This window comes from Anaerotruncus massiliensis (ex Togo et al. 2026), assembly GCF_030825285.1.
GTDB classification, from domain to species: Bacteria; Bacillota; Clostridia; order Oscillospirales; family Ruminococcaceae; genus Anaerotruncus; species Anaerotruncus massiliensis.
The window spans coordinates 17,677-39,275 of record NZ_JAPJQF010000023.1; the positions used below are offsets into that span (position 1 = coordinate 17,677).

Genomic DNA, 21,599 nt, shown 5'->3' on the forward strand with positions numbered 1-21,599 from the left:
CATGCAAATCGATGAATATCTGGGGAGGGCGAGAGCCTTTGACGGCTCCGACCTCCACCTGACGAAGGAACTGCCCCCCATCATGCGCCAGAACGGGTCCCTGCGGCCGCTGCCCGACGCGCCCGTCCTCGAGGAGGACGCGGTAGAGGCGCTGATCGGCGAACTCTGCGGCAGGGAGGGAATCTCCTTCGGGCCGGGGACGGACGACGCGGATTTCTGCTACCACGACGAAACCGGGCGGCGCTACCGCGTGAACCTCTACCACCAGAACGGCGGCCTGGCCGCCGCGATCCGCCTTTTGCAGGAGGAGCTGCCCACCATCGAAAGCCTCGGGCTGCCGAAGGTGTTTGAACGGATGGCCGGGTTCCCGCGCGGGCTGGTGCTCGTGACCGGACCGACGGGCAGCGGCAAGTCCACCACGCTGGCGGCGATGCTCGACCAGGTGAACCGGACCCGCAGCGGGCACATCCTGACGATCGAGGACCCGGTGGAATACCTGCACCCGCACAAGCGCTGCATGGTGAACCAGCGGGAGATCGGCCGGGACGCGCCGAATTTCGCGCAGGCGCTGCGCAGCGCGCTGCGGGAGGACCCGGACGTCATCCTCGTCGGAGAGATGCGCGACCTTGAGACGATTTCCGCGGCGGTCACCGCCGCCGAGACGGGGCATCTCGTCTTTTCCACGCTGCACACGACCGGCGCGGCGGCCACGATCGACCGGATCGTCGACGTGTTCCCGCCCTACCAACAGCAGCAGATCCGGACCCAGCTCGCGTCGGTGCTGCGGGCGGTCGTATCGCAGCAGCTTCTGCCGCGCGTCGGCGGAAGCGGGCGCGTCGCGGCGTTCGAGGTGCTGCTCGTCAACGACGCGGTGGCCAGCATCATCCGCGAGAACAAGGGCCACCAGATCGCCTCGGTCCTCCAGACGGGCGTCAAGCAGGGGATGTTCTCGATGGACGCCTCCCTCGCGCAGCTCTGCCGGGAGCGGCAGGTGAGCCTGGAGGACGCGCTCGACCGCTGCACCGACCGGGAGCTTTTCCGGCGGCTCGTCGGGCTTTCAGAAGGTTAAAACCCACAAGGTTTTATAGATTGTATTTTATTAAAGGAGGAACCAGAGATGTTTCAAAAGTATCTCACCAAAACCCGCAAAAAAGGCTTTACCCTCATTGAGATGATCGTCGTCATCGCGATCATCGCCGTGCTGATCGCGCTTGTCGCGCCCCTGATGACCCGGTACATCGGCACCGCCAAGCAGACCAAGGCCGACGCCGCGGCGAAGTCCCTCTATACCGCCGCGCAGGCCTATGTCGCTGAGCAGGTGCTCGACGGCGTGGACGCGGACTCCATTAATAGTGTGGACGAAGCTGAAGTCAAAAAATTCCTTGACAACGCGCCTTCCGGCGATCCCACGATCGTGGTTACGAAGGGCGAAGTCAAGAGTGTGGAGATTGTGGTTGATGGTTACACCGGCAACTACCCGCTGAAAGCTAGTACCTGATCAGACATTTTAGCGTTGACAGAAGAACCAAACCCCGGGTTTCCCGGGGTTTGGTTCCCCGTCTTTTGCGGAGAAGGGGCTTTCCCGCGGAAAGCCCCTTTCCGGAGCAGACGGCCAGGGAAAGGATGATGAGCATGGCGGCGCAAAAACAAAAGGGCAGGGCGGGTTTTACGCTCATTGAGATGATCGTGGTGATCGCGATCATCGCGGTATTGATCGCGCTGGTCGCGCCGCTGATGACGAAGTATATCGCCACCGCGAAGGAAACCCGGTACAGGGCCGCCGCCAAACAGCTCTATACCGCCGCGCAGGCGTATATCGCCGAAGAACTGCTGAACGGGCTGGAGAACTGCGTTGACGGCGACCCGAATTACAACGAGCTCTCCAAGAATGGCGACGGCAACTTCAACAACACAGATCAGGGCACCGTGCGGTTGGGGGAATATCTGGACGGAGACGTCCCGGGGCAGACGTGGGCGGTAATCGTCACGGATTTTAACGTCGAAGGCGCGGTCATCGTGGACGGGGATAAGTGCTACGGCTATCCTGCGGGCTTTGACCCCTATGGCGACGGTTAAATAAAACTTAGAAACACCTTTTGACATCAACGGGAGAGGAGTGGCTGACTTGAATAAGACGAAGAACCGCAGACGCAGGGGGTTTACGCTGATCGAGATGATTGTGGTGATCGCGATTATCGCGGTATTGATCGCGCTGGTCGCGCCGCTGATGACCCGGTATATCACGAACGCCAAGGAACTGAGGTACAAGGCGGCGGCCAAGGAGCTTTATACGGCCGGGCAGGCCTATGTCGCCGAGGTGATGCTCAATGGTTGTGCGGACTGTAAGGATGCCGTGGATGATAAACGCTATGGGGTTAATGAGCTAACCATTTTTGGAAACGGTTTTTTTTGGATGTCCAGCAGTATGGAGTCCCAAGGAGATATATATCTGGGCGACTATTTAGATAAAGAAATCAGCTGCGACCAGTGGTTTGTACATGTCAAGAATTTTGAAATTCTGGGCGCGACAGTTTTTGTAGGTTCGGAAACGTATGCCTATCCGGACGACTTTGATTGGAGGGATGGATTCGCTTAAAAGCACTTTCATTTAAAGGAGAACAGGCCATGAAACGCAAAACCGGCCGGGCGGGCTTTACGCTCATCGAAATGATTGTGGTGATCGCGATCATCGCGGTGCTGATCGCGCTGGCCGCGCCGCTGGTGACGCGATACGTCGCGACCGCGAAGCAGGCGCGCGCCGACGCGGCGGCAAAGTCCCTCTGTACGGCGGCGGATGCGTGGCTGGCGGAGAAAATGCTGGGAGAACACCAGTCGGCGGAAAACGGCGTCAACATCGACGATGACGGCGACGGCGAATTTGTCAAAAAGCTCGCCGGGGAGGCGGGGCCGCTCGACGGCTACCTGACGGGCGGGCTTCCCGATTTCTACACGGTGTTCGTGGAAAACTGGGGGGCCGCCGGCGCGGTGTGCACCATGCCGGACGGCGCCATCGGAACGTACGGGAGCTGAGCGCACTGCCCGGGAGTTTGCAGGGGGGGATGAACCGATGCGCGGAAAACAAAATTACAGGCGCGGGTTCACCCTCGTGGAGATGGTCGTGGTCATTGCCGTGATCGGCGTCCTGCTGGCCGTTGTGACGCCTTCCTTTCTGGCGTGGTACCGCAGCGCAGAGTCGGTGCGGCTCAACCAGAGCGCGCGGACGATTTTTCTGTCCGCGCAGGAGGCGTTTACCAACGCGCGCGGCACCAGTCTCTTCGACGAGCTGAACACCGAGAGCCGGGAGGTGGACCTCGACGCGGACGTGAAGCCTACTCCGGGCGCGGAGGAGCTCGAGAAGAACCGGAACAACATCCGCGCGCTGCGCATCAGCAGGGCGGGCGGCGGAGACCCCGTTCTCGACAAGGTGCTGCGCCCCTATCTGGCGGACGCCGGGGTGCTCGAGAATTCCATTCTGATCGAATACAACCGGACCACCGGCGTCGTCCGGGCGGTCTTTTACAGCGAGCAGGCGGGGGCGCTCGGCTACGAGGGCGCGGAGACCGACGGGGCGAACGTCGTCAGCCGCAGCCGCGACGACCTGAAGCGCAAGCGGCAGGGCTACTACGGCGTGGACTACACCGGCGAGCTGGGCGGCGCGATGACGCTCGAGGCGCCGACCGTGCGGATCGAAAACGGGGAACGCCTCACCGTCGAATGGAACGACGTGACCCCCGTGCCCTACGACGAGTCGGTCACCTACGACCTGCGCGTCTACCAGGACGGCGCGCAGGTGCTGGAGCTCCCCAGCCTGCCCAACCTCTTCAAGCTCCAGGTCGCGGACGTATCCGTGGCGGAGGACACCCCCACCAACGGCAGCATCCTCTATAAGGACCCGCTGAGCGGCAGGCTGATCGTGGTGCTCGATTGCCTGCACCACAGCGTGAGCCGGTATCCGGGCATCCGTCCGGGACTGATCACCGCGGAGGTGGTCGCCAAAGCCCCGGGCGCGGAGGACGCGGCCGGGCGGTCCAACGAGGAACACTCCCATTTCGCGGGGGAGAGCGCGCCGGGCGGTATGACGCTCTACGAGATCAAAAACGCCCGGCATCTCAACAACATGCGCTACGCGCCGAGCGGGAGCACCTTTTTGCAGACCTCGGCGGTCATCGACTGGCAGGCCGCGGAAAACGACTACCGCTCGCCGAATGATTTAAACTTCGTCCCCACACGGTTCCCCGACGGGGAGGCGTTCACGGGGGCTTATAAGACCGCGCCCCCGGACGGGGGGACTCACGGCGTGATCACCGGCCTGACGATCGATCCCGCGTGGGAGGACGCGGGCAAAAAGAACCCGGCGCAGAGTCCCCGGACGAGTTTCGTGGGGCTGTTTGCCGAGCTTTCGGGCGCGGACCTGGAGCGCCTCATCCTGGAGGATGCGCGCGTCGCGGGCGCGGACCATGTGGGCGCGTTCGCGGGCCGGGCGACCGACGCGCGGATGGAGGACTGCCACCTGCGCAGCCGTGGAGAGCCGATTTACGATGCGGGCGGTTCGGGAGGCTCGGGCGGCGGGGACACCCCGTCCGACCGCCCCACGCCGGGCGACCGCTGGGAAAACGGATTTGCCTATCTGGCGGGGGATATCGTCAAGCATGGAAATACCTACTACCGCTGCATAAAGGACCTGAACGAGGAGCTGCGCGAAGTCCCGCCCCAGAACAAAAAGGCGGAGGGCTACTGGGAAAAAATCCCCGACTGGCAGCCCCGGCGGGCTGGCGGCGTAAGCTTTTCCAATGTGGAGGAGTGGCAGGCGGGCAAGATCTACCGCCTCGGCGCGGTGGTGACCGATCAGGGGCGCTGGTATATCTGCGCCGACGATCAGATTCCCGCGGGCGTGGTTCCGGGTACGCCGGAGACACCGTGGTTCCCGATGCCCGCGCCCGACCCGGACGGGGAGTGGCCCGACTGGGAGGAGAGGCGGTATGCGTCCGGAGAACAGGTGATCTACCAGGGGCATTACTGGATCTGTGTGGCGATGAGCGGCAGCAACTACCACCCTGAGTGGGCCGCCCGGCCGCCCCAGTGGGCGGATTTGGGAGAGGTGGGCCAGAAGCCGCCCGACCCGGTGGAGCCCACCGAGATCCCGCCCGCCAAACCGGATATCTCGGGCGAAAGCGCGGATTTCTCCGCGCTTTCGCGGGTGACCGGGACGGGGAGCTATGTCGGCGGCCTCGTCGGGGAGAGCATCGGCGGCAGCTACCGGACGGTGTCCGCGGGCGCCGTGGTCTACGCCGGGACGGGGCTCTCCGCGAAGGTAAATCCCCATTTCGGCGGCGCGGCGGACGGCCGCCTGGTCCTCGACTACACCCTCACGGGCGGCGGCAGCTATGCCGGCGGCCTGTTCGGCGCGATGCGGGGCGGCGCGCTCCAGACGGCGGTCAGCCGCACGCTGGCCGCCGGCGGAAGCTACGCGGGCGGCGTCGCCGGGTACGCGGAGGGGCTCGCCCTCTCGGGGACGGTGCGCAGCGTCGGCGACGTTTCGGGCGGCGCGGACGTGGGCGGCCTCTTCGGCGGCTGCGACTTTGCGCCCGGCGGCCTTGTGAACGAGGCGAACGTCCTGGGCGGACAGCGGGTCGGCGGTCTCGTGGGGAGCAACCGGCTCACGATTACCGGCAGCGAGAACAAGGGACTCGTGCGGGGGTATCCCGTCTCGGGCGGCGCAGCGATCGGGCAGATCGGCGGCATCGCTGGGCTGAACGCCGCGGGAGGCCGCATCGAGGAGAGCAAAAACAGCGCCGCGCTCTATAACGGCGCGGGCGTCTCCGAGGCCCCCGGCAGGTGGGAAGCCCTGCCCGCGAACGCCCTCTACGGGCAGGCCGTGGGCGGCATCGCCGGGGAGAACGCCGGGGAGATCTCCGGCTGCACCCTCGCGGGCAGCGTCTTTGGCGAAAAACAGGTCGGCGGCATCGCGGGCAAAAATACCGGCACGGTTTCCGACTGCGATTTCGCGGAATTTTCCGCCGCGAACGGCATCGTGCAGGGCGTGGAGAACGTGGGCGGCGTCGTGGGCTGGAACACCGGTTCCGGCCTGATCAGCGGCACCCGGAACGGCCCGGACAGACGCGCGGCCAACCTGCTGGCGCCGGGCGAATCGGTGGACGTGTCCGGGCTGCTCAAGGTGCTCGCGTCGGGCAAAAACGCGGGCGGCTATGTTGGGCTGGAGGGAAGCCAGGCCCATACCGGGCTGGAAAACGCAGCGTTTGTCAGCGGCGCGGGCAATGTCGGCGGCGTCGTCGGCTACACCCATGCCGGCCTGACCGAGTGCGTCAACCGGGGGCTCGTGCAGGCGGACGGCGAGGCGGCGGGCGGCGTCGCGGGGCGTTCGGACCAGTCGCTCGAGGGCTGCCGCAACGAGGGCAGGGTCTCCGGCCTCGGCGGGAACTATTTCGGCGGGGTGGCCGGCGTCATGGAGAGCGGCGCCTACGCCGGGAACGGCGTCAACGCGGGGCTCGTCGAGAACCCGGGGAAGGGCGCGGGCGCGAACTATCTGGGCGGCGTCGCGGGCTATGTGCGCGCGGGCACGCTGTCGGACTGCTCCAACGAGGGCACGGTCGGCAGCGAATATACCGGCGGCTCCTATGTGGGCGGCGTCGTGGGCCGCATGGACGGCGGCAGGATTGAAAACTGCTTCAACGGCTTTGAGGACCTCGACCCGGACGACGGGGGCCAGCCCCGCCTCTGGAACGCCGGGAGCGGCCTCGGCGGCGTGGCGGGCTACTCCTCGCCCGGAGGAAGCACGGCGGTCACCGTGACCGAATGCTACAACTATGCCGACCTCACCGACACCGGGGACCCCGACAAGACGGGCGGCATCCTCGGCGGCGCGCGCGGGGACGTCACAGTGGAGAACTGCGCCAACTACGGCGATATCGAGAGCAAGGGGAAATATGTTGACGGCATCGCGGGCCAGACGGAGAACACGGCGGTGCGGATCAGGGACTGCCGGAATGAAGGGGATATCTTCGGCGGGGACGCGACGGGCGGCATCGTCGGAAAAAACCAGGCGACGATCGAGGGCTGCACGAACGAAGGCAAGTCGGTCGAGGGCGGCTCCTACGTGGGCGGCATCGCCGGCAGCCACGACAGCCGCAAGGAGATCACCAACTGCGAGAGCGGCGCGGACGTGACCGCCTCCGCCAGCGCGGCGGGCGGGATCGCCGGGTCGAGCCGCGGGACGGTCAGCTTCTGCACCATGCGCGGCGGCTATGTCTCGGCGGGGAAGGCCTCGAACGGGACCTCCAACGCGGGCGGGCTGGTCGGCAGCAGCGGAAGCTCTGTCGATACCGACGGCGCGGTGGAATCCTGCGTGCTCGACCCGCCCGAGGGCGGCCTCACGGTCAAGGGGGAGGGCAACTATGTCGGTGGGCTGGTCGGCACCAACAACGGCTCCCTCAAGGACAACGCCGTCCCCGCCGTCCAGCCGGTCAGGGTGAGCGGCGGCAGCTCGGTTGGCGGGCTGGTCGGCTACCTGCAGACGGGGAGCCTCCGCCAGTACGAAAACGGCGAAAACTTCACAGTCAACGGCACCGGCATCCGGGTCGGCGGGATCGCCGGAGAGGCGCGCGTCGGCATTTCGGGCGAGCCGGACCGCCCGGTGGTCAACACCGCGACGGTGCACAGCGAGAGCTATAACGTCGGCGGCATCGTCGGCGAAAATAAGGAAAACGCCATCGTCATCCAATACTGCGAGAACCGCGGGAAGGTCTCAAGCGCTGAACGCAACGCGGGCGGCATTCTCGGCGGGACCCAGCAGAGCAGCGGCACGCGCATCCTCGACTGCGTGAACCGGGGGCTTGTCGAGCTTCCCGCGAACGGTAAGAGCTCGCAGAACAGCGTCGGCGGCATCGCAGGCGGCGTCTCGAAGATGGAGATCATCCGCTGCATCAACGAGGGGGAGGTCCGCCACAGCGGCAATACCGCCGGAAACGGAAACACGGGCGGCATCGTGGGCGGCGCGGGCGCCACCCGGATCGAGGAGTGCGACAACCGCGGGGCGGTCACCGCCGTCCCGCTGGGCCTGGGCGGCATCGCCGGGCAGGCGACGGACGGAAGCGTGCTCGTCAACTGCCGCAACTCCGCGCCCGTGGGCGCGGCGGGAGGCCCCGGAACCGCGGGCGGCATCGCCGGCGCGGCGGTGGGAAGCACGATCGAAACCTGCATAAACAGCGGGGAGGTCCGTGCGGACGGCGGGACCGTCGGCGGGATCGTGGGGAGCCTGCGGGCCGGCTCCCGCCTCGAGGACAGCAGGAATACCGCGCCCGTCACGGGCGGCGCCAATACCGGCGGGCTCGCCGGCAAGGTGGATAACAGCGCCCTTTGGCAGAGCGTCAACACCGGCGCGGTGGTGGGCGGCAGCCAGACGGGCGGGCTCGCGGGCTCGGCCGACGGTAAGTCCACCCTGGAAAGCAGTGACAATACGGCGGCGGTGCGGGGCGATACGAATACCGGCGGCCTCGTCGGGAGCCTCGAAGGGGCGCTGGACGACTGCCTCAACCTCGGCGCGGTGGAAGGCAGGGCCTCCTCGAGCGGCGGCCTTGCCGGGAAGCGGACGGACGACGCGGTCATCACCGACAGCTTCTACTATGCCGATCCGTCGGACGGCATCCGCTCGGTGGGCGCGGGGACCGTCTACACCCCGGCCGACAGCCCCGCGGAGAACGAACCGCCCGCCGACCGGCGGCTGACGGCGGCCCTCTTTGAGGAAAACGGCGTCCCGGCGCCCGACTTCACCGACCGCACGGCGGTGCGGGCGGCGCTGGAAAGCCTGCCGTGGCCGCTCGCGGTCATGGAGGAGGAAGAGGTCCCGCCGGACGATCCGCTCCCGCCCGAGGCTTCCACCCCGGAGGGGGAGGACGCGGCGCCTCCGGCGGATGATCCGTCCGGAGGCCCGTCCGAGGACGGGCCCTCCGGGTCCTCCTCCGAGGAAGCGGCCCCGGTGGAGCCTCCGCCCGAGGAGGCGTCCTCATCCCCGGAGCCGTCCTCCGTCCCGGACGATCCCGCGGAGGGCGGGGAACCGCCCGCCTCATAGAATGCGCGAAGCGCCCCCGGGTTCCCACATGGTGGGAACCCGGGGGCGCTTTTTTTCATGTCCGGATCACGGCTCGGAGGCGGCGGGCTGGACCCCGTGCAGCCGGATGGGCCTGTCGGCGCTGTAGAGGCTGCCGCCCGTGCGGTCGCGCACGGCGATCGAGACGGTGCAGACCTCCCCGTCGAGGGAAAAGCGGAGGGTGACCTGCTGGCCCATGTAGTAGCCGGGGTCGTAGGCGAGCCCTTCGACAACCGGCGGGTCGGTGTCCCCGTCGACCGTCTTTTCCCCGTGACGGCCGGTGTAGGTGAGGACCGCGCCGTCCGCCGAGACGGAGACGCGGGAGGCGAAGGAGAGCTCGTTGCCAAGCGCCTCCTCGATGCTGTTGGAGATCTTTTTCGCGTAGGAGAGGTCGATGCTGTGCGCGTGGATTTTCACAAAGCTCGGCAGCAGCGCGGCGATCCCCGCCATCAGCAGGGCGGAGACGGTCATCGCCACGATCATCTCGATGAGGGTGAAGCCCCTTTTTTTCCGCAGCAGGGCGCGCAGGCGGCTCATGGCGTTCCCCCCGTTTCCGGGGGCGCGTAGACGAATTTGCTCAGGCGCACCGTCCCGTCGCCGTTTGATACCTCGTAGGTCACAAGCCGTAGCTCCTCGTTCACCGTTCCGCCGCTGACGAGGGAGAAATCCCGCGTCTCGTAGGGCGCGGAGAGGTCCGCGCCCGCCCCCTCCGAGAGGGCGATGACCTGATTGACCGTGTTTTCCGACTGCTGGGTGCGGATCGTGATGCGCGACGCGGTGACGAAGAGGGCCGCGACGACCGTCATCACGAGCGCGAAGAGCAGCACGCCGAGCACCGATTCGATCAGCGTAAAGCCCCGTTTATCCCGGAGCGGCTTCCCAATTTTCCGGCGCATGGCTCAGTCCCCCTTTACAAACTGGCGCAGCTTCCACTTCCCGGCGTCCGCCGCCGCGTCGAAGGTGCTGTGGAACCGGATGACCACCTCCCGGCCGTCAAGCTGGCAGGTGACGGCCAGATCGGCCTCGAGCGTTCCGGAGGCAGTATATTTGCTGCGGTTGTCCGGGTCGGCGGGGTCCCGGCGGACGGTGACGTCCGAAAGGCAGAAGGAGGCGTCCATGCGTACCGTCCGGCCGTCCGCGCCGGGGTCGGCCGGGTCCGCGACGGCGATCTCCTCCGATTCCAGGGCGTTCGCCGCGCCTCTCCCCGGCAAAAAGACCGAATCCCGGCCGTCGGGGATGCTGGCGGAAGCCGCGGCGGCCTGTTTCCACCCCGATACGAGCGGCTCGAACCGCCCCGCCTCCACCATGCCGTTGACCGATTCGGCCAGCGAGACGGCGTAGGCGTCGGTCTGCGCGCTGGCGAGCTTGCGCTCTGCGCTCTGCATGTTCGCGAGCGCCGCCGTCAGGAGGGTGAAGCCGAGCGCCGACAGAAAGGCGAAGACGCAGACGACCGTCAGCAGGACGTATCCCTTTTTGTTTCCGGTGCGCATGGCCCCGCCTCCCCGTATGTTTCAGTTGCCCTGTTCCTACCTGTCATCATACCAGAAACAGCGCCTTTTTTCAACCGCGCATCCCTTCCAGAATCAGGGCCCGGACTTGTGTAACCGCACAGAAAATGGTAGTGCAAACGTCCGCTCCACCCCGACTCCCCGCCCTATCCAAATGCGCGCTCTACCGGGGTGGACCTTGAAGCCGCCGGCGACCTCGGCATCAAAACGATCTGGGCGCTTTCGCTGCCCGGAAAAACCGCGCCGATCACCGCCGGAGAGATCATCCTCGACACGATCGGCAACTGCCTGTCTGAACAGGAGGTGCTGTGATGGACAAATTAAAACTGGGCTTTGCCATGACCGGTTCCTTCTGTACCTGGGCGAAGGTGCTGCCGGTGATGGAGGAGCTTGCGGGGACCTACGACGTGTTCCCGATCCTCTCCCCGATTTCCTACGTCTCCGATAACCGCTTCGGCAAGGCCGCCGACTGGATCGAACGGATCGAGCGGGCGTGCGGCCGCAAGGTGTGGCACACGATCGAGGAGGTCGAGCCGATCGGCCCGAAAAACCTGCTCGACGCGATGGTGATCGTCCCCTGCACGGGCAACACCCTCGGCAAGCTCGCCAACGGTGTGAACGACACCCCCGTGACGATGGCCGCGAAATCGAATCTGCGCAACGGGAACCCGCTTTTGCTGGCGGTGTCGACCAACGACGCGCTCTCCGGTTCGGCGCGCAACATCGGCGTGCTGATGAACGCCAAGAACGTCTATTTCGTCCCGATGTCGCAGGACGACCCGGTCAAAAAGCCGACCTCGGTGGTGGCGCACTTCGACAAGGTGGGCGCGGCGCTCGAGGCCGCGCTCGCGGGAAAGCAGCTCCAGCCGGTCTATGCGTGACCCGATGAAACGATGAAGCCCCCGTCCGCGCAGGCGGACGGGGGCTTTTTGGCGTCACCGTTCCGGCAGGAGCCGGATGGTCCGCGCGATGCCGTCGAGCTGTTCGCCGGTGACGAGCCCCTCCTCGAAGGAGAACGCCACGTAGACGAGCAGCTTTTCATCGTAGGAGAGGATGGCCGGGCTGTAGCGTTCGGGCCTGTCCGCCATGCTGACTGCCTCCCATTCGGGGCCGTCCGCCTTGCGCATCACCCGGCATGCCGCGGTGCAGGTCGTCTCGGTCATCGTGACGGGGGTGTAGTCGTTGTCCCAGTTGACGACCGAACCGAGCATCAGCGGGCCGTAGATCATGCGGTGGAAGTTTTCCCCGGTCGTCGGCCCGGCGAAGGTGAAGGTCCTGTAGCCGACGCTGCCGACGCGGGTCTCCCCGTCATAGAGGTCCATCGGGGTGAAGAGGTCCGCGGCCGCCTCCGCCCGCGCAGGCCTGCGGACCGTCCAGCCCTCGGGCAGCGCCATGCGCAGCCGGAAGGGAGAATGCTCATAGATTTCGGCGTTGTAGTCGGTTTTCCCCTCCTGATAGGCGGGAAAGAGCACCTCCGCCTGCCGGAAGCCCGCCGGGGTCTCGATGGAGGGGACGGGCAGCGGCGGGCCGAAGGGACGCTCGCCCGCCGACAGCCTGATGCTGTCGGCAATTACGCGGAGCTGTTCGTCGGTGAGGGCGCTGTCGAGCAGTTCGATGCCGGTGAAGTAGAGCAGGTCGAGGTCGCAGCAGAGTACGCCTTTGTTATAGTAGTCCGCGCCGTCCCCGAAAAGCCGCGCGGGATAGCGGACCCGGCAGGTCGCGGAGACGGCCCGTCCCGTCTGCGCGACAAGGGTGTAGCTGTCGTCCCAGGTGCGAACGCCGGTCATCAGCCAGCGGTAGTAGCCCTGGTAATCGGCCGGGGGCGCGTCGAAGCCGTAGTCCTCCCACGCCTCGATCGGTTCGTCGTCAAAGCGGTCGTACCCCACGGTGCCGACGCACTGCCCGCCGCGATAGAGGTTGACCGGCCCGCGGAGCATCTCCGCATAGGTGCCCTCCCCTTCAGCGGGGAGCCGCGCGGTCCACCCCTCGGGGAGCAGCAGGTCGAGGGTGACGAGCTCCTCCGCGCGGTAATCCACCGCGCCGCTCCGGGCGGGCGGGAGCAGGTCGCCGTTTTCGTCCACGCGCAGGTCCTCGCCCGTCCCGACGCTCTCGCGGTTGTCCGGAAAGGCGATATGCACCTCGCAATAGCCCTCTGGTGCGGCGGAAACAGCCGCCGCTTCTTCCTCCGTCCCGGACGCCTCCGCCGCGGCCGCCGCCGGCGCCTCCTGCGGCGCGGGCTGGGCCGGCGCGCACCCGCCCAGCGAAAGCAGGAGGGCCGCGCACAGTCCCGCCGCGCGGGCAACGCTCTTTTTCATTCCGGTTCCCCCAATCCAATCCGATTTGAATTCAGTATACCTCCCGCCGGCGGGGGACGCAAGATGGAAAAAGGACCCGGAGGTCACGGCGGAGCGTTTTGCCGGGCGGGAGGAGGATTTTCCGTGCCGCCGCGTCCGCGCCGGTTTTGGCGGCCGGGCGGAGGGCGGCGGCCTGCGGGACGGTCCTCAAAAGGGCGGACGGGGCGTCTTTTGGGGCCGGAAGGCTCAAAAACTTCCCTTTTTCAGTCACAAAACTAAAAAAACGCCGATCGACTCGATCAAAAATAATTCCGCGAAATATCTAAAATGTTCGGTTAAATCGATCTTTCCGGAAGACGAACTTCACAATTTTAGGCTGGTAACAGAAAAAGTTGCATGAATATAGGTAAAAATTTCTAAACATCTTGCAACAATTTGGAAAGTATTCTATAATGAAGTTACATTTGATCAAGGTGCGCCGGGCTCGCGGAAGCGGCTCGCGGCTGGCGCGCGTGGGCGTTTTCCACCGGCCGGAGGTGGTCTTGTCCGGCATGGGTTTGAGAATGGAAACGAGAGGATGGTTAACATGAGTGTAAAACGGATGCTGGCGACCCTGAAAAGCCTGTTTGGCATCGGCCTGATCGCCCCGGTGGCCCTGTCGGCCTTCGGCGGGTTCAGCATGCTGGCGGTGAACGAGGGCGGCAAAAAGGACCGCCGCCAGGCCCCGGCCGTGGAGGAGCCCGCGGCGGAGGAACCCGCGGCGAGCCCGGCGCCCGCCGCCAAGGGGATGCAGAAGACGACCGTTTCGGCGGGCACGTCGATCACCGGCACGATCTCGTCGGACGGGCATGTCGAAATGCTCGGTGAGATGAAGGGGGATATCGACGCGAAGGGCAACGTCCGCATCTGCGGGCAGGTGACCGGGAACGTCCAGGGCAACAACATCGAGATGGTGGCCTGCCGGGTGCAGGGCAACGTCACGGCCTCCGCCATCCTGACGATGGACGGGGAGTCGGTGCTGGTCGGGGATATCGGCGCGGCGCGCGCCACGATCAACGGCCGCGTCAAGGGCAACGTCACGACGCGGGAGGCGGCGGTCTTCAACCAGAATGCCATGCTGCTGGGCGACGTCACCTCCGAGCTGGTCACCATCGACCAGGGCGCGGTCATCCACGGCGCCCTCAAGGTGCTCCGCGACAAGGAGATCGAAAAGGCGTTTGAAAACCTCTGAGCAAAATATCCGCGGGGCCCGTTCCGGATGCGGAACGGGCCCCGTTTTTTTGCCATTCATGCGAGCAGGGAGCGGAAGATCTCCTGAAGCAGGGCGGGGTTGCCGCGCCCCGCCGTCTTCCGCATCACCCGTCCGACGAGGGACTGGAGCGCGGCGGTCCTGCCGTTCCGGTAGTCGCCGGCGGCGCGGGGAAGTTCGACGAGCGCCTCGCGCGCCAGCACGGTGAGCGCCTCCCGGTCGCTGAGCTGTCCGAGCCCCTCCGCGCGCACCGTTTCGAGTGGGTCGCGGCCGGTGTCCCACAGCTCACGGACGAGGCGGCGGGCGGTGCCGCTGTTGATCCCGCCCTCCCCGAGCAGGTCGGCGATTTGGGCCATGTGCGCGGGAGGCAGGGGGATGCTTCCGCCGTCTGGCCCGAGCAGGGGGACCGCGGCGCTCTGGATGAGGTTCGCCGCGAGCGCGGGAAAGCGGGTGAGCGCGGCGGTTTCCTCGAAGTAGTCGGCCGCCTCCCTGCGGAGGGTGAGCAGCTCGGCGGCAAAGGGGGTGAGCCCCCAGCTCCCGACGTACCTGCGCTTGCGCTCGTCGGGCAGCGCCGGGATCTCCCCGCGCAGCGCGTCGAGCTCCTCCCGGGAGACGGCGATGGGCGGCAGGTCGGGGTCGGGAAAGTAGCGGTAGTCGTCGGCGTCCTCCTTGCGGCGCATCGGAAGGGTCCTGCCGGACGCCTGGTCGAACCGGCGGGTCTCCTGCACGACCGGTTCCCCTGCCTCGAGCGCGTCCACCTGCCGCGCGAATTCAAATGCGATCGCCCTGGAGATGAACTGGAAGCTGTTGAGGTTCTTCATCTCGGTGCGGGTGCCGAGGGTTTCCTCCCCCCTCCTGCGCACCGAGAGGTTGACGTCGCAGCGCATCGAGCCCTCGTTCATCCGGCAGTCGGAGACGCTGGTGTAGAGCAGGACGGCGCGCAGCTTGCGCAGATAGGCCTTGGCCTCCTCCGCCGAGCGCAGGTCGGGCTCCGAGACGATCTCGATGAGCGGCACCCCGCAGCGGTTGCAGTCGACGAGGGTGCCCTGCCCCTCGATGTGCACGAGCTTGCCCGCGTCCTCCTCGATGTGGATGCGGGTGATGCCGATCCGCTTGGAGCCGGCCTCCGTCTCGATCTCAAGAAAGCCGTTTTCACAGAGAGGCTGGTCGAGCTGTGAGATCTGGTAGCCCTTGGGCAGGTCGGGATAGAAGTAGTTCTTGCGGTCCTGCCGGGAGTGGGAAGCGATGCGGCAGTTTGTGGCGAGCCCCGCCTTGACGGCGTATGCGACCGCCTGCCGGTTGAGCACGGGCAGCGCGCCCGGCATACCGGTGCAGACGGGGCAACACTGGGTGTTCGGCTCCGCGCCGAAGGCGGTGGGGCAGGAGCAGAAGATCTTGGACGCGGTTTTGAGCTCGCAGTGGACCTCGAGCCCGATGACCATCTCATATCGATCGCGCGCGCTCATGGCTGTTTCCCTCCCTCGCTCTGTTCATAGGCGTAGGCGGCGCGGTAGAGGAGCTGTTCGGAAAACGGCCTCCCGATCAGCTGCATCCCGATGGGAAGCCCCCGCGCGCCGATCCCGCAGGGCATCGACAGCGCGGGCAGACCGGCGATGTTGACCGGCACCGTGCACACGTCGCCCATGTACATCTCAAGCGGGCTGTTCCGCTTTTCCCCGAGCCGGCAGGCCGTGGTGGGCGCGACGGGGGCCAGCAGGAAGTCGAACCGCTCGAAGACGCGCGCGAAATCCCGCTGGACGAGGGTGCGCACCTCGAGCGCCTTCTTATAGTAGGCGTCGTAATACCCCGCGCTCAGCACAAAGCTGCCGAGCAGGATGCGCCGTTTGACTTCCGCGCCGAATCCCTGACTGCGGCTCTCCCGGTAGAGCTCGCCGATGTCGCGGCAGCCCTCGGCGCGAAAGCCGCAGCGCACCCCGTCGAACCGGGCAAGGTTGGAGGACGCCTCGGCGGAGGAGAGCACATAGTAGGCGGGCAGGGCGTGGCGCAGGGTGGGCAGCGAGACCTCCTCCACACGCACGCCGAGACGCTCATACCGCGCGGCGGCGGCCTTGACGGCGTCGGAGACCTCGGGGGCGATCCCCTCGCCAAAGAATTCCGCGGGGAGCGCGGCGTGCAGACCCCCGGCCTCCCGGCCGAGTTGGGAGCCGAAGCTCCCCCACTCCCGCGCAAGGCTGGTCGCGTCGCGCGGGTCGTGCCCGGCGATCACGTCGAGCAGCAGCGCGGAGTCCCGCACCGTCCGGGTGAGCGGCCCGATCTGGTCGAGGGAGGAGGCAAAGGCGACGAGCCCATAGCGGGAGACGGCGCCGTAGGTCGGCTTCATGCCGACCACGCCGCAGAAGGCGGCGGGCTGGCGGATGGAGCCGCCCGTGTCCGAGCCGAGCGCGCAGGGGGCCTCACAGGCGGCGACCGCCGCCGCCGAGCCGCCCGAGCTGCCGCCCGGCACGCGGGAGGGGTCCGCGGGGTTGCGGGTGATCTGGAAGAAGGAGCTCTCGGTGGTCGAGCCCATCGCGAATTCATCCATGTTGCACTTGCCGAGCGGTACCATCCGTCCGGCCTCCAGCCGTTCGACGACGTGCGCGTCGTAGGGCGGGGTGAAGCCCTCGAGCATCCGGGAGGCGCAGGTGGTGGGCGCGAAGCGGGTGCAGATGTTGTCCTTGAGCGCCACCGGAACGCCCGCCAGCGGCGGGAGCTCCTCACCCCGCAGGCGCGCCGCGTCCACCGCAGCGGCGCGGGCGCGCGCCGTGTCCGCCGTCACGGCCAGGTAGGCCCCGATCTCCGCGTCGCGGGATTCGATCTCGGAGAGGTAGGCCTCCGCCGCCTCGACGGCGGAGAGCTCCCGCCTCCGGAGCAGCGCGGAAAGCTTTGCGGCGCTCAGCCGCGTGATCTGCCGGTCTTTCATTTCATTCCCTCCTCATTCCACGACCTGCGGGACGAAGAAGCATCCGTCCCAGGTCTCGGGCGCGCCCGCGAGCAGGTCCGCGCGCGGCAGGGGCGTTCCGGCCCTGTCCGGCCGGAAGACGTTTTCCAGCGGCACCACATGGCCGGCGGGCGGGACCCCCTCGGTGTCCGCCTCCGCGAGCTGGCCGGCAAAGGCGACGAGCTCGGCCATCTGCCGTTCGAGCGCCTCCCGCTCCTCCGGCGCGACCCGCAGGCGGGCGAGGCTTGCCGCCGCGTCCACGTCGACGCGGGCCTGGCTGCGCCGCGCCTTGGCGGGGGCGTCCACGCTCTCCCGGAGGAGGCCGGCCAGCCCGAGCGCGTCGAGCTGCGCGGAGTCGACGGGGCCCGGCGCGCCGGTGAGCGGGCAGCGGGCGTCCTTCGTCTTGGGGAAGGCGATCACGTCGCGCAGGGAGGGGGCCCCGAGCATCTGCATGACCAGCCGGTCGAGCCCGAACGCGAAGCCGCCGTGAGGCGGGGCGCCGTACTGGAAGGCGTTGACCAGAAAGCCGAACCGTTCCCCGATCTGCCCGTCGGAGAAGCCGAGCGCCTCAAACATCCGTTTCTGAACGTCGCGGTTGTGGATGCGGATGCTGCCGCTTCCGAGCTCGACGCCGTTGAGCACCACATCGTAGGCCTGCGCGCGTACCCGGGCGGGGTCGGTGAGCAGGTAGGGGAGGTCCTCGGGATAGGGCATCGTAAAGGGGTGGTGGGTCGCGACGTAGCGGCCCTCCTCCTCGGAATACTCGAACTGGGGAAAGTCGGTGACGAAGCAGAATTTGTAGTCCCCGGAGTCCCGGCGCAGGCCGAGCAGGTCGGCGAGGTCGAGCCGCAGGCCTCCGAGGGTGCGGCAGACGGTGGAGAAGCGGTCGGCGCAGAAGAGGATGAAGTCGCCCGGCCTGCCGTCCACCGCGTCGAGCAGCGCGGCAAAGTCCGCCTTGGAGAAGTATTTTGTCAGGACGGAGTAGGGCTCTCCGTCCTCCCGGAGGGCGATCCACGCCATCCCCCCGGCGCCGTAGGCGAGGGCTTTTTCGGTGAGCTCTTCGATCGTGCCGCGGGAAAAATCGCAGCGTCCCTTGACGTTGAGGGCGCGCACCACGCCGCCCGCCTCCACGGCCTTGCGGAAGACCGAAAAGCCGCAGCCGCGCGCAAGCTCGGTCACGTCGGCGATCGGCAGCCCGAAGCGCAGATCGGGCTTGTCGGAGCCGTAGCGGTCCATCGCCTCCCGCCAGGTGAGGCGGAGGAAGGGGGCGGGGAGCTCAATCCCCATCGCCTCCCGGAAGAGGTGCCGGAACATTCGCTCGAGGTGCCGCAGGATATCCTCCTGGTCGACGAAGGAGAGCTCCATATCCACCTGCGTGAACTCGGGCTGGCGGTCGGCGCGCAGGTCCTCGTCGCGGAAGCACCGCGCGATCTGATAGTATCTGTCGATGCCGGCGACCATCAGGAGCTGCTTAAAGATCTGCGGCGACTGGGGCAGCGCGTAGAATTCCCCCTGGTGCACCCGGCTGGGCACGAGGTAGTCGCGCGCCCCCTCGGGTGTGGATTTGGTGAGCATCGGCGTCTCCACCGCGAGGAACCCCTCGCTTTCGAGGAAGTCGCTCACGAGGCGCGCGACCCGTGCGCGAAAGCGCAGGTTTTCGAGCAGCCCCGGGCGGCGCAGGTCGAGGAAGCGGTAGCGCAGCCGCACCTCCTCCCGCACGCTCGCCGCGTCCTCGAGCGGGAAGGGCAGGGGCCGCGCCTCGGAAAGCACCTCCATCCCGCGCGCGCAGAGCTCGAAGGCGCCGGTGGCGAGCCGGGGGTTGCGGGTCTCCTCGCTGCGCGGACGCAGCTCCCCCCGCACCGCGACCACCGATTCGACCCGCAGGCCCTCCGCCGCGGCAAAGTCCTCCCGCGAAAGGTTCTGCGCGTCGAACACCACCTGGAGCGTTCCCTCGCGGTCCCGCAGGTCGATGAAGATGACGCCGCCCATGTCGCGCTTGTTCTGCGCCCAGCCCATGACGACGGCGGCGCGGCCCACGTCGGTTTCCCGCAGCGCGCCGCAGTAATCGGTTCGTTTCATAGCGATCCCTCCAAAGATCGGACGAAAAAGGAGCGCCCTTCGTCCCTCATTTTGGGACGAAAGGCGCTCCTTCCGCGGTACCACCCAAATAGGGCGCCGGGGGCGCCCCACTCTTTCACCTATGGTTTGCGGCTGTAACGCGCCGCCCGGCGTCCGAGCCTACCGGCAAAATGCGTTCGGTCGGAAACTCGGGGATGTTCTTCCTCCCGTGCCTTGTACCGGGCTCCCACCTTTTCCCGGCTCTCTGTGACGCGGCGTCGGGGCTACTCTTCCCGTCATCGTCTTTGGCAGTTATAAAAAAAGACGGCGCTTCCCAACGTGTGGTAAAAACGCCGTTGCTTTTATAACGGCCATTCTAGCAGGATGGGAGCGCGTTGTCAATCCCTTTTCGGAAATTTTTCCGCGGGGAATTCGGGGGACGGGCCTCCTTTTTCTGGCAGAAAGGTTGCGTTGACAACTATTTTTCCGCCTGATATAATGGGAGGGAAAGAAAGGAAGCGGTTTCGTGCACAGCGACCAGAATCAGGCGGACAAATTCGCCAGAATGACCCAGACGCCCATTCCGCGGCTCATCACGACGCTGGCGGTCCCCACGATCATCAGCATGATGATCACCTCGGTCTACAACATGGCGGACACCTTTTTCGTCGGCCGGATCGGCACCAGCGCGACCGGCGCGGTGGGCGTCGTCTTTTCGCTGATGGCGGTCATCCAGGCGATCGGGTTCATGTTCGGGCAGGGCTCGGGCAACTACATCGCCCGCAGCCTCGGCGGCCAGGATTTCCGGGACGCCTCGCGCATGTCCGCGACCGGTTTTTTCTCGGCGCTGATCGTAGGCGGACTCATCACCCTCTTCGGCCTTATCTTCCTCGACCCGCTCGTGCGGCTGCTCGGCGCGACCGAGACGATCCTGCCCTACGCGCGGGATTACGCGCGGTACATCCTGCTCGGCGCGTCCTACATGACCGCGTCGCTCGTCCTCAATAACCAGCTGCGCTTCCAGGGCAGCGCCTCCTACGCGATGGTCGGCATCGCGGCGGGCGGCATCCTCAACATCGCGCTGGATCCGCTGTTTATCTTCGTCTTCCACATGGGCATCGCCGGGGCGGCGATCGCAACGGTCATCAGCCAGTTTGTGAGCTTCTGCATCCTGCTGGTCGGCTGTTCGCGGGGCGGGAACATCCGCATCCATTTCCGGGACTTCACCCCCCGCTGGGAGCTTTACCGCGAAATCCTGCGGGGCGGCCTGCCCTCCCTCTGGCGGCAGGGGCTGGCGAGCGTCGCCACCATCTGCCTCAACCTCGCCGCGGGCCCCTACGGCGACGCGGCGATCGCCGCGATGTCGATCGTCTCCCGCGTCAATATGTTCGCTTCCTCCGCGCTCATCGGCTTCGGACAGGGCTTCCAGCCGGTGTGCGGCTTCAATTACGGGGCCAGGCTCTATAAGCGGGTCCGCGAGGGATTCTGGTTCTGCGTGCGCGTGTCGGTCGTCGTGCTGGCGGTGCTGGCGGTGGCCGGGTTCATCTTCGCCCCCGGGATCATCGCGGTCTTCCGCGGGGAGGACGCGCTCGTCGTCGAGATCGGCGCGCGGGCGCTGCGCTTCCAGTGCGTGGCCTTCCCGCTCATGTCCTGGGTGATCATCAACAACATGCTCTGCCAGACGATCGGCAAGGCCGCCAAGGCGACCGTCCTCGCCATGGCGCGGCAGGGGCTCTTCTTCCTGCCGCTCATCCTCGTCCTGCCGCCGCTCTTCGGGGTGCTCGGCGTGCAGCTCAGCCAGCCGCTCTCCGATCTGGCCACCTTCCTGCTCTCGGTGCAGATCGGCTTCACCGTCCTCCGTGAGCTCAAGGCGCAGGAGGAGGCGGAGGGAGGCGCGGCATGAAAAAGGTGCGCCTCAACCGGGATATCTCCATCCTCTACCGTTACGGGCAGCGGTTCTTCGCCTGCCGGCTCGCTCCCCTGGGGGTCGAGGTGGGGCAGCTCCCGGTGCTGATGCAGGTCTACCAGATGCCCGGCACGACGCAGGACGCGCTGTCGGTGGGGCGGGGGTTTGACAAGGGAACAACCGCCCGCGTGGCGAAGTCGCTGGAGGACGCGGGGCTCCTGCGCCGGGAAACCGACCCCGACGACCGGCGGATCAACCACCTCTATCCCACCGGGCGGGCGCTCGCGCTGCGCCCGCAGGTGGAGGCGGTCATCGATGAGCTGCACGGGGTGCTCTACCGCGGACTGAGCGGGGAGGAGATCGCGCAGGCCTCCGCCCTCGTGGCCCGGATGCGACGCAACCTCGCCGATGAGATCGACCGGCAGCGGTCGTCCAAATGAGAATCAGAATGTAAAGCGGCGGGGGCGGCCGGCCGGCCGGGGGCCGCCGGGGTTTTGGGGGGGGTAAGGGAGCCCCGGGGGGGGGGGGGGCCCGCGGGTCCCC

18 protein-coding genes and 1 other annotated feature are annotated in these 21,599 nt (G+C 66.9%); of the genes, 11 read left to right on the plus strand and 7 right to left on the minus strand.

All coding sequences use genetic code 11. The features are described 5' to 3' along the window. Nucleotide 1: 1 nt before the first annotated feature. From RCI06_RS08575 to RCI06_RS08600, 6 genes are all read left to right on the plus strand, one after another. Entirely contained in the window at nucleotides 2–1,069 is a 1,068-nt protein-coding gene (locus RCI06_RS08575; RefSeq protein WP_306575590.1) for a type IV pilus twitching motility protein PilT, read from the plus strand. Nucleotides 1,070–1,117: 48 nt separating this feature from the next. Beyond that, nucleotides 1,118–1,498 carry a type II secretion system protein gene (locus RCI06_RS08580; RefSeq protein WP_306575591.1) on the plus strand — a complete coding sequence of 127 codons (381 nt, stop codon included), beginning with the start codon at nucleotides 1,118–1,120 and terminating at the stop codon, nucleotides 1,496–1,498. A gap of 134 nt (nucleotides 1,499–1,632) precedes the next feature. Further along, the gene (locus RCI06_RS08585) at nucleotides 1,633–2,076 is read left to right on the plus strand and encodes a type II secretion system protein (protein WP_306575594.1); all 444 of its coding nucleotides are present in this window, start codon (nucleotides 1,633–1,635) and stop codon (nucleotides 2,074–2,076) included. Nucleotides 2,077–2,125: 49 nt separating this feature from the next. Next, nucleotides 2,126–2,596 (plus strand): type II secretion system protein, encoded by a 471-nt coding sequence (locus tag RCI06_RS08590; RefSeq protein WP_306575597.1) that lies wholly within the window; start codon nucleotides 2,126–2,128, stop codon nucleotides 2,594–2,596. A 29-nt stretch (nucleotides 2,597–2,625) separates the two neighbouring features. Continuing rightward, the gene (locus RCI06_RS08595; RefSeq protein ID WP_306575599.1) at nucleotides 2,626–3,030 is read left to right on the plus strand and encodes a type II secretion system protein; all 405 of its coding nucleotides are present in this window, start codon (nucleotides 2,626–2,628) and stop codon (nucleotides 3,028–3,030) included. Nucleotides 3,031–3,067: 37 nt separating this feature from the next. After that, nucleotides 3,068–9,085: a prepilin-type N-terminal cleavage/methylation domain-containing protein gene (locus RCI06_RS08600; RefSeq protein WP_306575601.1), complete on the plus strand. Its 6,018-nt coding sequence runs from the start codon at nucleotides 3,068–3,070 to the stop codon at nucleotides 9,083–9,085. Nucleotides 9,086–9,151: 66 nt separating this feature from the next. Here RCI06_RS08600 and RCI06_RS08605 read toward each other — a convergent pair whose 3' ends face one another. From RCI06_RS08605 to RCI06_RS08615, 3 genes are read right to left on the minus strand one after another with little or no spacing between them, the layout of a single operon-like run. Then, on the minus strand, nucleotides 9,152–9,640 hold the full coding sequence (locus RCI06_RS08605) for a type II secretion system protein J (RefSeq protein ID WP_288233796.1): 489 nt from the start codon (nucleotides 9,638–9,640) through the stop codon (nucleotides 9,152–9,154). Continuing rightward, on the minus strand, nucleotides 9,637–9,999 hold the full coding sequence (locus tag RCI06_RS08610; protein WP_288233798.1) for a prepilin-type N-terminal cleavage/methylation domain-containing protein: 363 nt from the start codon (nucleotides 9,997–9,999) through the stop codon (nucleotides 9,637–9,639). The genes RCI06_RS08605 and RCI06_RS08610 overlap by 4 nt, the downstream gene beginning before the upstream one ends. Before the next feature lie 3 nt (nucleotides 10,000–10,002). After that, nucleotides 10,003–10,593: a hypothetical protein gene (locus RCI06_RS08615; RefSeq protein ID WP_288233800.1), complete on the minus strand. Its 591-nt coding sequence runs from the start codon at nucleotides 10,591–10,593 to the stop codon at nucleotides 10,003–10,005. A 189-nt stretch (nucleotides 10,594–10,782) separates the two neighbouring features. Between RCI06_RS08615 and RCI06_RS08620 the strand changes: the two genes are divergently transcribed. Further along, the gene (locus RCI06_RS08620; RefSeq protein WP_207654180.1) at nucleotides 10,783–10,923 is read left to right on the plus strand and encodes a hypothetical protein; all 141 of its coding nucleotides are present in this window, start codon (nucleotides 10,783–10,785) and stop codon (nucleotides 10,921–10,923) included. Continuing rightward, the gene (locus RCI06_RS08625; RefSeq protein ID WP_121587420.1) at nucleotides 10,923–11,492 is read left to right on the plus strand and encodes a dipicolinate synthase subunit B; all 570 of its coding nucleotides are present in this window, start codon (nucleotides 10,923–10,925) and stop codon (nucleotides 11,490–11,492) included. Before RCI06_RS08620 ends, RCI06_RS08625 begins: the two co-directional genes overlap by 1 nt. Nucleotides 11,493–11,546: 54 nt before the next feature. On the opposite strand, the gene RCI06_RS08630 is transcribed toward RCI06_RS08625, so the two are convergent. Continuing rightward, entirely contained in the window at nucleotides 11,547–12,926 is a 1,380-nt protein-coding gene (locus tag RCI06_RS08630; protein ID WP_306575604.1) for a hypothetical protein, read from the minus strand. A 565-nt stretch (nucleotides 12,927–13,491) separates the two neighbouring features. Between RCI06_RS08630 and RCI06_RS08635 the strand changes: the two genes are divergently transcribed. Then, entirely contained in the window at nucleotides 13,492–14,136 is a 645-nt protein-coding gene (locus RCI06_RS08635; protein WP_158595696.1) for a polymer-forming cytoskeletal protein, read from the plus strand. 56 nt (nucleotides 14,137–14,192) lie between these two features. Here the strand turns inward: RCI06_RS08635 and gatB are convergent, their stop codons facing one another. The 3 genes from gatB to aspS are packed head-to-tail and all read right to left on the minus strand — an operon-like array spanning nucleotide 14,193 to nucleotide 19,171. Then, nucleotides 14,193–15,620 (minus strand): Asp-tRNA(Asn)/Glu-tRNA(Gln) amidotransferase subunit GatB, encoded by a 1,428-nt coding sequence (gatB, locus tag RCI06_RS08640; protein WP_306575606.1) that lies wholly within the window; start codon nucleotides 15,618–15,620, stop codon nucleotides 14,193–14,195. Then, nucleotides 15,617–17,074: an Asp-tRNA(Asn)/Glu-tRNA(Gln) amidotransferase subunit GatA gene (gene gatA, locus RCI06_RS08645; protein ID WP_306575609.1), complete on the minus strand. Its 1,458-nt coding sequence runs from the start codon at nucleotides 17,072–17,074 to the stop codon at nucleotides 15,617–15,619. Before gatA ends, gatB begins: the two co-directional genes overlap by 4 nt. Nucleotides 17,075–17,086: 12 nt before the next feature. After that, nucleotides 17,087–19,171 carry an aspartate--tRNA ligase gene (aspS, locus tag RCI06_RS08650; RefSeq protein WP_306575612.1) on the minus strand — a complete coding sequence of 695 codons (2,085 nt, stop codon included), beginning with the start codon at nucleotides 19,169–19,171 and terminating at the stop codon, nucleotides 17,087–17,089. A gap of 49 nt (nucleotides 19,172–19,220) precedes the next feature. Further along, nucleotides 19,221–19,459 (minus strand) — a binding site (T-box leader). A 217-nt stretch (nucleotides 19,460–19,676) separates the two neighbouring features. On the opposite strand from aspS, the gene RCI06_RS08655 reads away from it, so the two are divergent. Further along, on the plus strand, nucleotides 19,677–21,053 hold the full coding sequence (locus RCI06_RS08655; protein ID WP_373690852.1) for an MATE family efflux transporter: 1,377 nt from the start codon (nucleotides 19,677–19,679) through the stop codon (nucleotides 21,051–21,053). Further along, nucleotides 21,050–21,496, plus strand: a complete 447-nt coding sequence (locus RCI06_RS08660; protein WP_101549911.1) for a MarR family winged helix-turn-helix transcriptional regulator — start codon at nucleotides 21,050–21,052, stop codon at nucleotides 21,494–21,496. Before RCI06_RS08655 ends, RCI06_RS08660 begins: the two co-directional genes overlap by 4 nt. The last annotated feature ends 103 nt before the right edge of the window (nucleotides 21,497–21,599 follow it).

Excerpts from the sequence above, each read along its gene's own strand:
- RCI06_RS08575 (WP_306575590.1), top strand. The coding sequence starts at position 2 with ATGCAAATCGATGAATATCTGGGGAGGGCGAGAGCCTTTGACGGCTCC.
- RCI06_RS08580 (WP_306575591.1), top strand. The coding sequence starts at position 1,118 with ATGTTTCAAAAGTATCTCACCAAAACCCGCAAAAAAGGCTTTACCCTC.
- RCI06_RS08585 (WP_306575594.1), top strand. The coding sequence starts at position 1,633 with ATGGCGGCGCAAAAACAAAAGGGCAGGGCGGGTTTTACGCTCATTGAG.
- RCI06_RS08595 (WP_306575599.1), top strand. The coding sequence starts at position 2,626 with ATGAAACGCAAAACCGGCCGGGCGGGCTTTACGCTCATCGAAATGATT.
- RCI06_RS08600 (WP_306575601.1), top strand. The coding sequence starts at position 3,068 with ATGCGCGGAAAACAAAATTACAGGCGCGGGTTCACCCTCGTGGAGATG.
- RCI06_RS08605 (WP_288233796.1), bottom strand. The coding sequence starts at position 9,640 with ATGAGCCGCCTGCGCGCCCTGCTGCGGAAAAAAAGGGGCTTCACCCTC.
- RCI06_RS08610 (WP_288233798.1), bottom strand. The coding sequence starts at position 9,999 with ATGCGCCGGAAAATTGGGAAGCCGCTCCGGGATAAACGGGGCTTTACG.
- RCI06_RS08615 (WP_288233800.1), bottom strand. The coding sequence starts at position 10,593 with ATGCGCACCGGAAACAAAAAGGGATACGTCCTGCTGACGGTCGTCTGC.
- RCI06_RS08625 (WP_121587420.1), top strand. The coding sequence starts at position 10,923 with ATGGACAAATTAAAACTGGGCTTTGCCATGACCGGTTCCTTCTGTACC.
- RCI06_RS08630 (WP_306575604.1), bottom strand. The coding sequence starts at position 12,926 with ATGAAAAAGAGCGTTGCCCGCGCGGCGGGACTGTGCGCGGCCCTCCTG.
- RCI06_RS08635 (WP_158595696.1), top strand. The coding sequence starts at position 13,492 with ATGAGTGTAAAACGGATGCTGGCGACCCTGAAAAGCCTGTTTGGCATC.
- gatB (WP_306575606.1), bottom strand. The coding sequence starts at position 15,620 with ATGAGCGCGCGCGATCGATATGAGATGGTCATCGGGCTCGAGGTCCAC.
- gatA (WP_306575609.1), bottom strand. The coding sequence starts at position 17,074 with ATGAAAGACCGGCAGATCACGCGGCTGAGCGCCGCAAAGCTTTCCGCG.
- aspS (WP_306575612.1), bottom strand. The coding sequence starts at position 19,171 with ATGAAACGAACCGATTACTGCGGCGCGCTGCGGGAAACCGACGTGGGC.
- RCI06_RS08660 (WP_101549911.1), top strand. The coding sequence starts at position 21,050 with ATGAAAAAGGTGCGCCTCAACCGGGATATCTCCATCCTCTACCGTTAC.